The 15,693-nt window shown below is 69.9% G+C and carries 9 protein-coding genes; 3 read left to right on the forward strand and 6 right to left on the reverse strand.

Going from position 1 to position 15,693, the window contains the following annotated elements; all coding sequences use genetic code 11:
* Positions 1–179 precede the first annotated feature (179 nt).
* Positions 180–2,360: a malate synthase G gene (locus DFR74_RS06580; RefSeq protein ID WP_067502301.1), complete on the forward strand. Its 2,181-nt coding sequence runs from the start codon at positions 180–182 to the stop codon at positions 2,358–2,360.
* 694 nt (positions 2,361–3,054) lie between these two features.
* On the forward strand, positions 3,055–8,511 hold the full coding sequence (locus DFR74_RS06585) for an ATP-binding protein (protein WP_067502298.1): 5,457 nt from the start codon (positions 3,055–3,057) through the stop codon (positions 8,509–8,511).
* Positions 8,512–8,746: 235 nt separating this feature from the next.
* Here the strand turns inward: DFR74_RS06585 and DFR74_RS35860 are convergent, their stop codons facing one another.
* From DFR74_RS35860 to DFR74_RS06615, 6 genes are all read right to left on the reverse strand, one after another.
* Entirely contained in the window at positions 8,747–9,553 is an 807-nt protein-coding gene (locus tag DFR74_RS35860) for a PaaI family thioesterase (RefSeq protein WP_157115786.1), read from the reverse strand.
* 4 nt (positions 9,554–9,557) lie between these two features.
* Positions 9,558–10,319, reverse strand: coding sequence for a DUF305 domain-containing protein (locus DFR74_RS06595; protein ID WP_084537252.1), 762 nt, complete (start codon positions 10,317–10,319; stop codon positions 9,558–9,560).
* Positions 10,316–11,893 carry an LVIVD repeat-containing protein gene (locus DFR74_RS06600; RefSeq protein WP_067502295.1) on the reverse strand — a complete coding sequence of 526 codons (1,578 nt, stop codon included), beginning with the start codon at positions 11,891–11,893 and terminating at the stop codon, positions 10,316–10,318. Before DFR74_RS06600 ends, DFR74_RS06595 begins: the two co-directional genes overlap by 4 nt.
* Before the next feature lie 515 nt (positions 11,894–12,408).
* Positions 12,409–13,104, reverse strand: coding sequence for an alpha/beta fold hydrolase (locus DFR74_RS06605; protein ID WP_067502291.1), 696 nt, complete (start codon positions 13,102–13,104; stop codon positions 12,409–12,411).
* Complete coding sequence (locus DFR74_RS06610) at positions 13,101–14,048, reverse strand: LLM class flavin-dependent oxidoreductase (protein ID WP_067502289.1); 948 nt, start codon at positions 14,046–14,048, stop codon at positions 13,101–13,103. Before DFR74_RS06610 ends, DFR74_RS06605 begins: the two co-directional genes overlap by 4 nt.
* 6 nt (positions 14,049–14,054) lie before the next feature.
* Positions 14,055–15,035, reverse strand: a complete 981-nt coding sequence (locus tag DFR74_RS06615; RefSeq protein ID WP_067502286.1) for an NADP-dependent oxidoreductase — start codon at positions 15,033–15,035, stop codon at positions 14,055–14,057.
* A gap of 167 nt (positions 15,036–15,202) precedes the next feature.
* Between DFR74_RS06615 and DFR74_RS06620 the strand changes: the two genes are divergently transcribed.
* Positions 15,203–15,670: an ester cyclase gene (locus DFR74_RS06620; protein WP_067502283.1), complete on the forward strand. Its 468-nt coding sequence runs from the start codon at positions 15,203–15,205 to the stop codon at positions 15,668–15,670.
* Positions 15,671–15,693: the final 23 nt, after the last annotated feature.

Raw genomic sequence — 15,693 nt, forward strand, 5'->3', positions numbered from 1 at the left:
AGCGGGTGACGCGCTGTGCGACCGACCAGGCTTCGCGGGCGCGGCGGAACAGATTCGGCAGCCGAGGCGTTTGACCCGACGCACTCGACGCGCACGGCCCTCGCGCAGGTGAGGGCTTTACCGGCGGGTAACATATGACCGTCTTTTCCCACCAGGCTTTCTCAGAAGTGAGGCAGTAGATGACAGAGCGGATTCAGGTCGGCGGGCTCCAGGTGGCCAGCGTTCTCCACGAGTTCGTCGAGAACGAGGCGCTTCCCGGTACCGGCGTAGATTCCGCCGCGTTCTGGGCCGGTGCCGAGCAGGTGATCAACGATCTGGCTCCGCGCAACCGCGCCTTGCTGGCCGAACGCGACGAGATCCAGGGCAAGCTCGACGCCTGGCACGCCGAGAACCCCGGCGCGAACTACGACAAGGCCGCCTACAAGAAGTTCCTCACCGATATCGGCTACCTGCGCGAGGAGCCGGCCGATTTCCAGATCGAGACCCAGAACGTCGACGCCGAGATCGCCTCGACCGCGGGTCCGCAGCTGGTGGTGCCGGTGATGAACGCGCGCTTCGCGATCAACGCCGCCAACGCGCGCTGGGGGTCGCTCTACGACGCGCTGTACGGCACGGATGCGATTCCGGAGACCGGTGGCGCGGAGAAGGGTTCGGGCTACAACAAGGTGCGCGGTGACAAGGTCATCGAGTGGGCGCGCAACTTCCTCGACGACGCCGTCACGCTGATCACCGGCTCGCACATCGGCTCCACCTCCTACAAGATCGTCGACGGTGAGCTCGAGGTCGGCCTGGAGGACGGCACCGAGATCGGCCTGGCCGATCCGGGTCAACTGGTCGGCTACATCGGTGATCCGGCGTCGCCGAGTTCGGTGCTGCTGAAGCACAACGGCCTGCACATCGAGATCCAGATCGACCCGTCCTCGCCGATCGGCAGCACCGACACCGCCGGTGTGAAGGACGTGGTGCTGGAGTCCGCGGTCACCACGATCATGGACTTCGAGGACTCGGTCGCCGCCGTCGACGCCGAGGACAAGGTCCTCTGCTACCACAACTGGCTGGGCCTGATGAAGGGCGACCTGGCCGAAGAGGTGAGCAAGGGCGGCAAGACATTCACCCGCACCATGAACCCGGACCGCGTCTACACCGCGCTGGACGGGTCGGAGCTGGTGCTGCACGGCCGTTCGCTGCTGTTCGTGCGCAACGTGGGTCACCTGATGACCTCCGACGCCATCCTCGACAAGGACGGCAACGAGGTGCCCGAGGGCATTCTCGACGGCCTGATCACCTCGCTGATCGCCAAGCATTCGCTGAACGGTGATACGAAGCTGAAGAACAGCCGCACCGGCTCGGTCTACATCGTGAAGCCGAAGATGCACGGCCCCGACGAGGTCGCGTTCACCAACGAGCTGTTCGGCCGCGTCGAGGACGTGATCGGCCTGGAGCGCAACACCCTCAAGGTCGGCATCATGGACGAGGAGCGCCGCACCACGGTGAACCTGAAGGCGTCCATCGCCGCCGCCAAGGAGCGGGTGGTGTTCATCAACACCGGCTTCCTGGACCGCACGGGCGATGAGATCCACACCTCCATGGAGGCCGGGCCGATGGTCCGCAAGGCCGATATGAAGGCCCAGCAGTGGATCCTGTCCTACGAGGACTGGAACGTCGACACCGGTCTGGCCGCGGGCCTGCCCGGCAAGGCGCAGATCGGCAAGGGCATGTGGGCCATGCCGGACCTGATGGCCGACATGCTGGTGCAGAAGGTCGGTCACCCGAAGGCAGGCGCCAACACCGCGTGGGTGCCCTCGCCGACCGCCGCCACCCTGCACGCCACCCACTACCACCTGGTGGACGTGTTCAAGCGGCAGGCCGAGATCGCCAAGGGCGGCCGTCGCGCCACCGTCGACCAGATCCTCGAGATCCCGCTGGCCGCGGACCCGAACTGGACCGCCGAGGACAAGCAGCAGGAGCTGGACAACAACTCGCAGTCCATCCTGGGCTACGTGGTGCGCTGGATCGACCAGGGCGTGGGCTGCTCCAAGGTGCCCGACATCAAGGACGTCGGCCTGATGGAGGACCGCGCGACCCTGCGCATCTCCAGCCAGCTCATGGCCAACTGGCTGCGCCACGGCATCGTCACCGCCGACGAGGTGGTGGCCAGCCTGGAGCGGATGGCGCCCGTGGTGGACCGCCAGAACGCGGGCGACCCGAACTACCGGCCGCTGGCGCCGGACTTCGCGGGCAGCATCGCCTTCCAGGCCGCCAAGGAACTCATCCTGGAGGGCACCAAGCAGCCCAACGGCTACACCGAGCCCATCCTGCACCGCCGCCGTCGCGAGGCCAAGGCCCTGACTCGAGTCTGAATGTACTGAGCGGCAATCGAATCCCCCGGTTGGGCACTGGCCCGCCGGGGGATTCCCCGTTCTCCCGGCGGGTTTCAGGACTGCCGGTAGGGCGAGAGGGGGTCGCGGCGGCCGCGCGGGCGACCATGGCCCACCGCGAGGTCGCGCCGAGTTCGTCCAAGGTGTTGCGCAGGTGCCTCGCGTACCACGTCGATATCGCGCTCGCGGTCGAGGATCCAGCTGAGCGCGGCGCGCCCGGCGCCGCCGGGGCTCGAACTCGGCGAGCGCGTCACGGCAGGATGCCGACGCGGCGGTCGGTGCGCGGATCGGAGGCGACCTCCGCGAGGTCGGCCAGCACCGCGACGGCCTCCGTGACGGTCAGCGTGCGCGCGGGGTTCCGGGCGGCCGCGAGTTCGAGCCTGCGTATGGCTGAGGTCGTCGACCGCCACTTGGAACCTCGCGTTCACGCGGGCGTCATACCCCCGAACACACAATGAACACTATTGCGCCGCACGATGTTTCGCCGCGCTCAATGTATCGGAAGACACACGGCCTACGTCCTTCGTCGCGCTTCCCGGCAGCGACCCGGAAATCGTAGGGTCGAGGTATCGCGGTGGTCGCCCTCTCGGCGCAGCGACGGCAGTCCCCGCGCGATCGGGCCGGGCCGGACGCGCGCGTTCGTCTCCGGACAGAGATCCGCCCTGGAGGAGTTGCCATGTTCACCCGCATCGCGATCGTCAACCGAGGTGAGGCGGCCCGTCGCCTGATCCACGCCGTCCGGGAACTCAACGCGGGCCGCCCCGGCCTGCCCCCGATCCGGACCATCGCGCTCCACACCGACGGCGAGCGGCACGCCGGATTCGTCCGCGCCGCCGACGAGGCGTACGCGCTGGGGCCCGCGTCGGCCCGCCCGTACCTGGACCACGCCGTGCTGGAACGGGCGCTGCTGGCGACCGGGGCCGACGCGGCCTGGGCCGGATGGGGTTTCGTCGCCGAGGACCCGGCGTTCGTGGACCTCTGCGACCGGATCGGCGTGCGTTTCGTGGGGCCGAGCGGGGCGGCGATGCGCGCGCTCGGCGACAAGATCGGCGCCAAACGGCTGGCTGAACAGGTCGGCGTGCCGGTGGCGGACTGGAGTCGCGGACCGGTGACCTCGCTCGCGGACGCGGCCGCGCAGGCCGAGCGCATCGGCTACCCGCTGATGCTGAAGGCGGCCGCGGGCGGCGGCGGGCGCGGCATCCGGATGCTCACCTCGCGGGCGGAGCTCGAGGACGCCTACGATCGCACCCGCGCGGAGGCACTGCGCGCGTTCGGCGACGACTCGGTCTTCCTGGAACGGTTGATCTCCGGCGCCCGCCACATCGAGGTGCAGGTGATCGCCGACAGCGCGGGCACCGCGTGGGCGCTGGGCGTGCGCGACTGCTCGGTGCAGCGGCGCAATCAGAAGATCGTCGAGGAGTCGGCCTCGCCCGTGCTCGACGCCGACCAGATCGCGTTGATCAAAGCATCGGCGGAACGGCTGGTCGCGGCCGTGGGCTACTGCGGCGCCGCCACCGTGGAATTCCTCTACGAGCCGCGTGAGCGGGTGTTCGCGTTCCTCGAGGTGAACACCCGCTTGCAGGTGGAGCACCCGGTCACCGAACTCACCACCGGATTCGACCTGGTGAAGGCGCAATTGGCGGTGGCCTCCGGGCTGCCGCTCGGTGACGACCGCCCCGTGGAGCGTGGCCACGCGATCGAGGTGCGCCTCAATGCCGAGGACGCCGAACGTGACTTCGCGCCCGCACCGGGCCGCATCGCGTTCACCCGCTGGCCGGTGGGACCGGGCGTGCGCATCGACACCGGGATCGTGGAAGGCGACGAGATCCCGCCGGACTTCGATTCGATGATCGCCAAGGTCATCGCCTACGGCCGCGATCGCGACGAGGCGCTGGCCCGGCTGCGGCGCGCGGTGGCCGAGACCACGGTGGTGATCGACGGCGGCGTCACCAACAAGAGCCTGCTGCTGTGGCTGCTGGCCGCACCGGACGTGATCGACGCGTCCGCCGACACCCGCTGGGTGGACCGGATGGCCGCGGCAGGCCGCGTCACGCCGCCGCAGCGCCCCGGGATCGCGCTGGCCGCCGCCGCGATCGAGAGCTACGAAGAGGGCGAGCGCGCTCGGCGGATCCGCCTGTGGGAGAACGGGCGCGGCGGTCGGCCGCAGGTGCTCGACGACACCGTCGCGACCGCCGAGGTGGAACTGTCGGGGCGGGTGTTCCGCGTCGTGACGGCCCGCGTCGACGCGGACCGCTACCGCATCCGGATCGAGGACGAGACCTTCGACGCCGCGATCGAGCGGCGCGGCCGGTACCTCGCCACGCTCACCGTGCGCGGCCGCGCCTACGACACCGTCACCGCCGTGCAGGGCACCGTGCACGTGATCGAGGTGGACGGCGTCGCGCACCGGGTGAGCCGGGCCGAAGGCGGCGCGGTGCGCGCGCCGGCTCCGGCCCTGGTGGTCGCGACCCCGGTGCCGGTGGGTGGCGAGGTGGCGGCGGGCGACCCGGTGATCGTGCTGGAGAGCATGAAGATGGAGACGGTGCTGCCCGCGCCGTTCGACGGCCGGATCCGCAATCTCGCCGTCTCCGTGGGCAGCCAGGTCGTCACCGGAACGCTGCTCGCGCAGCTGGACCCGGTGGGGGAGGAGGCCGCGCCGGAAGCGGCCGAGCTCGTGGACCTGAGGCTGCCGCCCGATGTCGCGGCCGACGTCCCGGACGCGCTGCCCGCCCTGGCCGAACTGCACGCCCTGCTGCTGGGCTACGACTCGATCGAAGGCGCCGACGACGCGCTCGCCCGTCATCTGCGCGAGCGCGAGCCCGTGGTGGCGGCCCTGGGCGCGCCGCCCGTCGCCGAAGCGGCGCTGCTGGACGCGTTCTGCGATCTGGCCGACCTGTTCGACCCGGCGCCCGCGCGCGAATCCCATCGCAGCCACCGCGAACAACTGCACGTCTACCTGCACAGCCTCGATGTGCGGCGGGGCGGCCTGTCCGCGGACTTCGAGGCGGCGCTCACCGCCGCGCTGGCCCACTACGGCGTGCCGGGGACCGAGCGCACACCGGAACTCGAAGCGGCCCTCTACCGAATCGTCTTAGCGGGCAAGCGGTTCGATCCGCTCGCCAAGGTCGCCGGCGAGCTGGTGAAGAGCTGGCTGGCCGGGCCGCGCCCGGACGAGGACGACGGCATCCGCGCCACGCTGGAACGACTGAGCCGGGCAACCGAGGTGCGCGACCCCGTCTTGGCGGAGCTGGCGCGCAGCGTCGGATTCCACTGGTTCGTGGCGCCGTCGGCCGACGCCGCGCAGGCGGCCGCGCTGGCCGGGGTGCCCGCGGAACTGGCCCTGATCGCCGCCGAGACCGCGGGGCCGGACCGCGACCGCCGCCTCGACGCTCTCGCCGAGCTCGCCGAATCGCTCGACGGTGTGATCGGGGCCCGGCTGCGCGCCGAGGCGGGCGCACTGGACACGCCGCTGCTGGAAGTGTTGTGCCGCAGGCGTTATCGCGAGCAGCGGCTGCGCGAGGTGCGGACCGTCGCGCGCGCCGGGTTCGTCTTCGCGGCCTGCGACTACGAACTCGAGCTGCGCCCCGACGAAGCGGTGCCGACCACCTGCGTCGCGGTAGTGGCGGCGATGGGCGAGCTGCGGTCCGGCAGTCCCGTCGTCGCGGCGCTCGCCGGACAACTCGACGCGACCGAACCCGGACGGGTGCCGGTGGTGGATCTGCTGTTGCGCTGGGCCGACGCTCCCGACACGGTGGACGCGCGGGCGGCGGCGCTGCTGGACGCGCTGCGCGGCACGGGGCTGGCGGCGCACGTGCGGCGCGTGACCGTCGCGGTGGCGCCGCCCGACGGGTCGCACCTCGAGCACTTCACCTTCCGGGTGCGCGGCGGCGAACTGGTCGAAGACACGGTGGTGCGCGGCGTGCACCCGCTCATGGGCCGCCGCCTGCACCTGTGGCGGCTGCGCAACTTCGACCTGCACCGGCTGCGCGCGCCCGTCGACGTGGTGGCCTATCGCGCGGTGGCGAAGGAGAATTCGGCCGACCAGCGCCTGGTCGCGCTCGCCCAGGTGCGCACCTTCGAACCGGTGCGCCGCGAGGACGGCGCGATCGTCACCGTGCGCGGCGCCGACGCGGCGCTGGACGCCTGCGCGGAGGTGGTGGCGCGAGCGCGCCGCGATCTCGGCGCCGGCGGACCGGACCTCAACCACGTGTGGCTCGACGTGCGGCCCGTGATCGACGCCGACCCCACGGCACTGGCCGAGTGGTTGCGGACCGCGTCGCGGCGGGTGCTGCTCTCCGGAATCCGAGAAGTATACGTGCACGGGCGTTTTCGCGGCTCGGGCGGTGCGTATGAGGTGCGCACGGTGCGCCTCGAGCATCACGCGGCGGCGGGCGGCGGCGTGGAAGTGGACCCCGCGCCGACCGCGCCGATCGCGCCGCTGCGCGACTACGACCAGAAGGTGCTGCGGGCCCGTCGTCGCGGCGCGGTGTACCCGTACGAACTGATCGACACCGTGCGCGGCCGCGACGGCGCGTTCACCGAACTCGACCTGGACGCCGATGGCCACGGTCTGGTTGAGGTGGACCGGCCGCGCGGTGAGAACACCTGCGGCATCGTCGTGGGCTCGGTGTCCACGCCGACCCCGCTGCATCCGGAGGGCATCCGCCGCGTCGTGCTGTTCGGCGATCCGCTGCGCGAACTCGGCGCACTGGGCGAGGCCGAATGCGCGCGCATCGACGCCGCCCTGGATCTCGCGGAGCGCGAAGGCATTCCGGTGGAGTGGTTCGCCCTGTCCGCCGGTGCGCGGATCGCGATGGACTCTGGCACCGAGAACATGGACTGGGTGGCGCGGGTGCTGCGCCGGATCGTGCGCTTCACCCAGGCGGGCGGCGAGATCAATATCGTGGTGGCGGGCATCAACGTCGGCGCGCAGCCGTACTGGAACGCCGAGGCCACCATGCTCATGCACACCAAGGGCATCCTCGTGATGACGCCCGCGAGCGCGATGGTGCTCACCGGCAAGCAGTCGCTGGACTTCTCCGGCGGCGTGTCGGCCGAGGACAACTTCGGCATCGGCGGCTACGCCCGCGTGATGGGCCCCAACGGTCAGGCCCAGTACTTCGCGCCGGATCTGGCTGCGGCGCAAGACATCCTGATGTCGCACTACGGCCACACCTACATCGCGCGCGGGGAAACGGCGCCCCGCCGCGCCGTCACCGCCGATCCGGTGGATCGCGACGTGACCGCGTTCCCGCACAGCCATCCCGGCAGCGAATTCATTACGGTCGGTGAGATCTTCGGCGCGGACACCAACCCCGACCGCAAGAAGCCGTTCTCGATCCGGGCCGTGCTGCGCGCGGTGTCGGACACCGACCACCTGCTTCTGGAGCGCTGGGCCGATATGGCCGAAGCCGAGACGGCCGTCGTCACCGACGCCCGCATCGCCGGGACCTCCGTCTGCCTGATCGGCATCGAATCCGTCCCGGTGCCCCGGCACGGGTTCCCGCCCGCCGACGGACCCGAATCCTTCACGGCGGGCACACTTTTCCCGCTGTCGTCGAAGAAGGTGGCGCGGGCCATCAACGCCGCGAGCGGCAACCGCCCGGTGGTCGTGCTGGCCAACCTCTCGGGCTTCGACGGCTCGCCGGAGTCCATGCGGCGGCTGCAATTGGAGTACGGCGCCGAAATCGGCCGCGCCGTGGTGAATTTCGAGGGCCGGTTCGTCTTCTGCGTCATCTCCCGCTACCACGGCGGCGCGTTCGTGGTGTTCTCCAAGGCGCTCAACCCGGAGATGACCGTGCTGGCCGTCGACGGCTCGTTCGCCTCGGTGATCGGCGGCGCACCGGCCGCCGCCGTGGTCTTCGCCCGCACGGTCGCCGACCGCACCGCCGCCGACCCCCGCGTGCGACTGCTCGGCGAACGCGTCGCCGCCACCGCCGACCCGGCCAAGCGGGTCGAACTGCTGACCGAACTGGCCGACCTGCGCACCGCCGTGCGCGCCGAGAAGCTCTCCGAACTCGGCGCCGAGTTCGACCGCGTCCACAGCATCCGCCGCGCGGTCGAGGTCGGCTCGGTCGACGAGATCGTGTCGGCGCAGCGGCTGCGGCCCCGGATCGCGGCGGCGCTGGGGTGATCCGGGCGGGCCGGGGTGCGTGCCGCCGGGCCCTATATCAATCCGTTACGCTGGTGCCCGCACTGAGGATCGTGAGAGGTTAGGAAGTATGGGAAGTACTGTTCTCGACATCGTCGCCCTGGTCACCAACCGCGCCGCGGCCTTCTGGAACTGGATGGCCACCGGATCGGCGGGCTTTCCTCCGCTGTGAGGTAATGCCGATATGAACCCCCGGTCTCGCGACCGGGGGTTTCTGCTATCCGGGGAGGTCTAAGGCCAGGTCGCGCGGTTCGATCCACAGCGCTTCGGCCACCGCGCACAGTTCGCCCGCGGCGGTCGAAAGTGCCACGCCCACCGTGTATTTGCGGCCCTGCGCGGCGATCGGCCAGGCGTGGGTGATGTGCGGTTCGCCGGCGCGAACCGGGCGCAGCACGGTGGCGGTGAGCGCGGCGGTCACGGCGCCGCGCCGCATGCCGAGGCGGACGAAGCCCGCGAGGCCGCCGGGGCAGTCGAGGGCGGACCACACGTCGTGCGGGGCCAAGATGCCGTCCAGGCCGGCCAGGGTCTCGTCGGGCACCCAGCCGCCCGTGATCAGCTCGCTCTCGGGCAGCACCCACGGGAACAGGCGCAGACCCTTGCCGGTCGCGCAGGACTCGCCGCAGCCGTAGCAGTCCGTGACGGGACGCTTCCCGGAGGCGAGGGCCGCTTCGGTCACCGCCAGCGCGTCGTCCCAGGACGGGGTGGGCGGGACGTCCACGGACAAGGTCGCGGGGTTGGCCTCCGCCAGCAGAGTGCCCGACGGGAGGCGCATCGCCGCGCCGCCCGATTCGGTGGCGGAGAGGTTCAGCGGCTCGCCCACCGGGACCTTCGCCCGGAAATCGACGCGCACGGTCGCAGCGGTGCACCGCGCCGCGAGCACCCCGGCGACGTACCCGCCGAACGCCACCTGCGGATACCCGTGCACGTGGTCGGGCACGGTCAGTTCATCGACCTCGATCATCCGGCGCAACACCTCTCCCGCCACCGCCATACCGTCCCCGACCATACCGGCGGTTACGGACACGCCCTCACAGTGGTGCGCCGCCGAGTTCGGTGAGCAGGACGATCATCACCCCGATCTCCTGGCCCTGCGTCTGCACCATGGATCGGGCCAGTTCCTTCACCGGGCCGCCCTCGAGCATCGCGTCCACGGCCCGCGCCATCTCGACGCCGCCCTGGTGGTGACGGATCATCAGGCGCAGGAACAGCACCTCGGCGTCGCGGCCGCGCGCCGCCGCCAGCTCGTCCAGTTCGGCCTGCGTCGCCATGCCGGGCATGGCGGCCTGGGGCGCCTCCGCGTGATGGTGCGCCGCGCCCATCCACGCCATCGGGTTGGGCGAGAGTGGTGATGCCCCTGCCAGGCGCAACCAGCCGAGCATGGTGCCGATCTCCAGGCGCTGGGTGTCGGCGAGCTGATCGGCCAAGCGGCGGACCGTGGGGTTCGCGGCCGGGTCGAGGCGCTGGGTCATGAACAGCGCCTGCTGGTGGTGCGCTGTCATGTCCTGGGCGAAGCCGGTCTCGACGGCAGTGAGAACCGGTGCGGCCGAATGCTTCTCGGGCAGAAACAGCGGGCGCAGCGCCGCGCCGAGAACCAGCAGCGTGAGTGCCAGCGACGCGTACGCGGCCAGGCGCAGCGGGCGTGACGCGATCCAGTTGGGGCTCTTGGTGTTTCGTGATTCACCGTCCCGGTCTGCCTGCTCCGCGCTCGCCGGTACGTCGCGGTGAACTCGCGCGGGTGGGTGTTCCGCGCCGCTATGCCCAGGGGCTTCGGATGCCGGGATGTCGCTCATGATCCGACCACGGACCGCTGATCGGCGGGCGGCGTATACACCCCGTTCTCCAAGCGCAGCACCATGAATCCGTTGTCGGAACAGGCGACATACAGTTCGTTGCCGCGCCACTCCGGCGGCGAGAAGCACCAGTCGGTCGACACGTCGCCGAACGCGAGCTTGCCGGTGCGCGGGGTGAGCGCGTCGGCCGGGTTGAACTGCCCTTCCAGCACCGCGCGCACCGCCGGCGGGGCGCTCATGAGCGGCACGCCGATGATCGACGCCAGCGCGTGCGGTGAATTCCACAGTTCCAGATTGCGTCCGGTGCGGGCGGGCGGGTTGAAGTACGCGATCTCGCGCACCGCGAACGGGTCGCGCACATCGAACACCCGGATGCCCGAGGAGATCCAGCCGCACGCCAGCGCCGTCGGGTTGTGCTGCCGGTCGGCCGCGCAGTAGTGCGATTCGTAGGCGAACGCCGAACCACCCATGGACGAACCGATATTCGCGTCGATGTGCTGGGGCAGGTTGATCTCCAGCTTGAGCTTGTTCACCACCTTCGGCCGCGTGTCGTCGGAGACGTCGACGAGTTTCACACCGCCCGAACCACCTTCGTCCACGGTGAACAGAAAGTCCTTGTCGCCGTAGGTGACCGGCACGCTGTGCTGGGTGGCCCAGCCGTCGGTCCAGAAGGTGCGGCCGATGTGGTGCACCTGCGGGTTCGGGTCGCGGCGCTGCACGGCGCTGATGTCGAGCACGGTGAACCCGCCCAGCGCGGACAGATACATGCGGTTGCCGTCGGGACTGATCCCGAAGCCGTGCGCCTCGATGCCGGTGAGTCCCTGCCACACCACCCGCGGGTTGGCGGGATCGGTCAGGTCGACCGCGCTCACGAAGCCCGGCGCGATTCCGGAGGCCCAATAGGTGCGCCCGTCGGGGGAGAAGCCGCCCTCGTGCGTCGTGATCGGCAGCGGCATCAGCAGATTCGTGCCCGGGCCTGGGTTGAGCAGGCGCGGGTGGGCGCAGTCGGAGATGTCGTAGACCGACAGGTAGCCGACGCCGGTGCCGACCGGCACGCCGGTGCCCACGAGCAGCTTGCGTTCGGCGTTGACCTTCAGGCTCTCCCAGGTGCCCGCCAGCATGGCGGGTTCGGTGAGGGTGGTGGTGGGACGCGGATTCGCCGGATCCGACACGTCGAGCACCTGCACGCCCCGGCCCTCGCCCAGCAGATTGCCCGGGAAGAACGAAGCCATATAGGCGCAGTGCTCGAAGCTGGTGGAGGTGATGCCCGCGCCGCGCCCGGCGAACTGGCCCACCATCGATATGTTGCAGCGGTAGCCCTGGGTGCTGCGGCCGCTGTCCCGGTCGGCGGCGGGCACGTCGCCCTGGAGGCCGGGTTCGGGCATCGCGCCCGGCCCGCAGTCCGCCCGCGGCACCGACTCCCGGCCCACGTCGAAGAATTCCTGGACGGCAGTCTCGATATCGGACTGCAGATCGGCGGAGGCACTGCCCGGCAGCATCAGCGCGACGAGCGCGCCGACGGTGAGCAGTGCCGCCCAGGATCTGGGGTGGCGCAGTGGCGGATGAGAGCGCATCGTCGCGGTCCCTCGGCTTTCTCGATCGCGGTGACGCGTCACCTACCGAGACAGTGACGCAGCTGACTGCATGGTAGTAACCGTGAGTAACTTACGGAAGCGATTCGAGGGAATCTACGGGGGATTGATCTGGTAAGTAGTGCCGATTCGGGGGTGCGGGAGCGCACGGCGCATCGGTTCAGGTAGGTACTTGTTTCGTGGTTGGCGGTCGGTCAGGGTGAGCTGATGCAGGAGAACGCGGTTACTGGGCGAATCGACTGGGACAGGTGAACCCGCCCCAGCGTCGCTGAGCTCGGAACGGTTGCCAGGGGATGGCCGCGCGGCGCAGGACTCGATGCCGTCACGAGTCGTCCACGATTCCCGGATCCGCGCGGTGGTCGCCCGGAGGGCCCGTTCGATGATCTCCGATTCGCCATGCCGGCCGCACGACCTTCGGCATGCCATCATCAGAAACGTCGAAGCCATCGCTGACGAGCCGGACCGGGCGGCACGGGCGGCGATGCGGCACCGATAGCTCAGCGCCAACGGCTACCGTGCGCTCCGCGTTGCCGAGGCCGGACCGTCAGAAGCAGATGCGACAGCTGTTCTGGATCCGTGAGCATGATGTCGTGCGGGCCGTCGACGGCCTGGGTGCGATATCCGAGGGCCGCGCCGAAGTGGTCGAAAGCGTAGGTCTGAGGCCGGCAGTAGATGGCGGTTCCGGGAATTCGGTCGACGGCGCCGGTCAAGTGAGTCGGCTCGGTGAAAGTTCGCAGAGGTTGCGGTCGCAGCTGCGTCCTGAGACGGGCTGCGACGGCAGCATCGGTGATGCCGAACGCAGCGGGAGGCGGGGCCGGAATCTGTTGTCCCACAGCAGCGGTACGAACCGCTTGGACGAATGCGGGGGGAGCCAGGGTGAACATGCTGGCTCTGTCGCCACCGGCCCATCCGTCGACCAATACGATGTGGTCCACGTGATCGGGCCGCAGGTCGGCGGCTTCGCGGACCACCAGCCCCGCGTAGCTGTGCCCGACCAGCACCAGCGCCTCTGTGCGGGGTACCGCGTCGAGGGTTGCGACGACTGCCGCGACCTGGTCGTGCAGTCCATGGCGGGGGTCGGTGCCGAGGTCGGGGATACGGGTGTGCGCTCCCGCTGCGTGCAGGATCGGCGCCACCGCCCCCCAGGCCCGAGGGTCGTGCCAGGCACCGTGGACGAGAACGTATGTGGTCATGCGCGGGTCCGTCTCGGAAGCAGGGGCAGTACGCGATCGGCGAATTCGGTGAGCTCGGTGCCGGGGTCGTCGGCGACAAGGCGGATCACCAGGTGCTGGGCACCGGCGGACAGGTAGTCGTTCAGCCACGCGGCGGCCGCGGCGGGTGTGCCGGAGAACAGTGCCTGTAGGGAAGCGATCGCCTCGAGGGGAGCGCGGTAGTAGCGTTCGATGCTGTGCCGCAGGCGTTGTCGCGCCAGCTCGGGGTCATCGTCGATGCACAACGTCGCGTAGAGCGCGGGCAGGACCGGCCGGGTCGCGGTGTGCTCGATGATCTTGTATTCGCTCGTGTAGTCACCGGCCGTCACCGGGTAGGGGAGCCAACCGTCGGCGAGGTGGGCGACGCGCCGCAGCGCGGGTCCGCCGCTTCCGGCCAGCCAGATCGGCGGACCCGCCGGCCGCGTGGGTGGAGGCAGGAGCCGCACGTCCTGGAAGGCGAAGTGCGCTCCTTCGTGCGTGACCTCCGTGCTGGACCACAGGTGCCGCAGAATGTCGATCGTTTCCGCCAGGCGGTCGGCGCGGGTTCGGAAATCGATTCCCATGGCAGCGTATTGGGCACGGGTGCCGGGGGTCGGGAACCCGATGCCCATACCCGCGATCAGCCGCCCCTCCGACAACCGGTCGAGGGTTGCCAGCTGATGGGCCAGCAGGATCGGATGACGTAGCGCGGGCAGCAACACGGCCGTGCCGAGCGTCGGACGGGTGGTGGCCTGGGCGACCGCGGCCAGCACCATGAGCGGATCCGCGCGTGGTCTGGTGACCGGGCTGTCGCCTGCCCATACCGAGTCGAATCCGCATCTCTCAGCGCATCGGGCCAGGTCGACGAAGGCCGTCATGTCGTGCGCGCCCAGCACGGCCTGATCCCGTGTCGGCAGCAGATAGCCGATCTTCACTGTGCTTCCCACGAGCGACTACCGGGCGCTGCGCGGTGCCGTCGTATCGAAACGACCGGGACCGGCGACGGTCAGTACGATCTTGCCGGTGGTGTGCCCGCGCCCGACCAGCTGATTGGCCTCCGCCGCGCGCGCCAGCGGCAACTCGCTGTCGATATGCACGCTCAGCCGGTCCTCGTCCACGAGCCGTGCCAGCGCGGCCAAACCCGCATGGTCGGGTTCGACCAGGAATCCGGCGGCGCGCACCCCCAGTTCGGCCGCCCGAGCGGTCATTCCGGGAGTCCACGCACTCTGCGCGTTGACCATGATTCCGCCGGGGCGCAGGCACCGCAGCGCGCCGAGGGCGCCATCACCGCCGAACATCTGGATCACCGCATCGATATCGCCGACCGCGGTGGCGACATCGGTGGTGGTGTAGTCCACCACCTCGTCGGCCCCCAGTCCCTGGACGAAGGAATGTTTGGCGGCGCTCGCGGTGCCGATCACATAGGCCCCCAACGACTTGGCGATCTGCACCGCCAGATGCCCGACTCCGCCGGCGGCCGCTGTGACCAGTACCCGCTGCCCGGGACCTACTTGGGCCACATCGACCAGCATCTGCCATGCGGTGAGTCCGGCCAGCGGTAGCGCGGCCGCCTCCGCGAAGGTCGACTTGCGCGGCATCGGCGCGAAGTGACGGGCGGGCGCGGTGACATACTCCGCGTAGGCACCCGCCTGCCGGGGGAACCACGGCATCCCGAATACCCGATCGCCGGGCTGGAACCGGGTGGTGCCGTATCCGACCTCGGCGACTACACCGGCAAGGTCCCAGCCGTGGATGAACGGCAGTTCGAGGATCCGGTTGTAGGCGGAGCCCTGGGCGGTATAGGCATCGACCGGATTCACTCCGGCCGCAACCACTTCCACAAGGACCTCACCGAATACGGGTGTCGGCCGGTCGATCTCGGCCACCCGCATGTTGTCCAGGCTTCCCCATTGTTCCTGCAGCACTGCCAGCACGACGAATCCTCCACGATCACTCAGAAAAGTACAGGGAATGTACATGGACGACCGTACTATTAGTTGACCCACTCTGTACAGCAGGTTTTACTGTCAGGAGCGATCATCGCCCACGGATCGACTGTCCGACTGTCCAACTACTTCCTCGAGGAAACCGGAGAGCTGCCATGACGAGAACCCCAATCGAGACGGTGCGGATCTACGCGAAAGCCAAGTCGCGCGCCGATGTCGAGGCCGCACTGTCGACCTGCCACGACGACGCGATGCTGGAAACCGTTCCGTTCCGGGTCGTCAGCCGTAGCAGGACCGAGGCGACCGGGCATCTGAACGGATTCTTCCGCGCCTTCCCCGACTACTCGGTCAAGCTCGAATACCTGCACGAAACCGGTGATCTCGTGGTCGGTGCCGGGACCATCCACGCCACCATGGTCGGCCCGCTGGCCGGTATCGAACCGACCGACCGCCGCTTCGCGCTGCCGTTCGCCTGTCACTGGCGTGTCCGCGACGGCCTGATCGCGCGGGAGCGGTTCTTCTTCGACTTCCACCAGATGTGCGAACAACTCGGCCTGTCGACCGATGCGGCGGCGGCGCGGTTCGCCGCCTGGCGCGACACCGCCCGGTCGCGCCGAGCCTGAAATCCCCGGACAGCTGTCCTAGT

Source organism: Nocardia puris (assembly GCF_003315035.1).
Taxonomy (GTDB): domain Bacteria; phylum Actinomycetota; class Actinomycetes; order Mycobacteriales; family Mycobacteriaceae; genus Nocardia; species Nocardia puris.

Bases quoted from the DNA above. Each gene is read 5' to 3' on its own strand.
- DFR74_RS06580 (WP_067502301.1), top strand. From the start codon at position 180: ATGACAGAGCGGATTCAGGTCGGCGGGCTCCAGGTGGCCAGCGTTCTC.
- DFR74_RS06585 (WP_067502298.1), top strand. From the start codon at position 3,055: ATGTTCACCCGCATCGCGATCGTCAACCGAGGTGAGGCGGCCCGTCGC.
- DFR74_RS06595 (WP_084537252.1), bottom strand. From the start codon at position 10,319: ATGAGCGACATCCCGGCATCCGAAGCCCCTGGGCATAGCGGCGCGGAA.
- DFR74_RS06600 (WP_067502295.1), bottom strand. From the start codon at position 11,893: ATGCGCTCTCATCCGCCACTGCGCCACCCCAGATCCTGGGCGGCACTG.
- DFR74_RS06605 (WP_067502291.1), bottom strand. From the start codon at position 13,104: ATGACCACATACGTTCTCGTCCACGGTGCCTGGCACGACCCTCGGGCC.
- DFR74_RS06620 (WP_067502283.1), top strand. From the start codon at position 15,203: ATGACGAGAACCCCAATCGAGACGGTGCGGATCTACGCGAAAGCCAAG.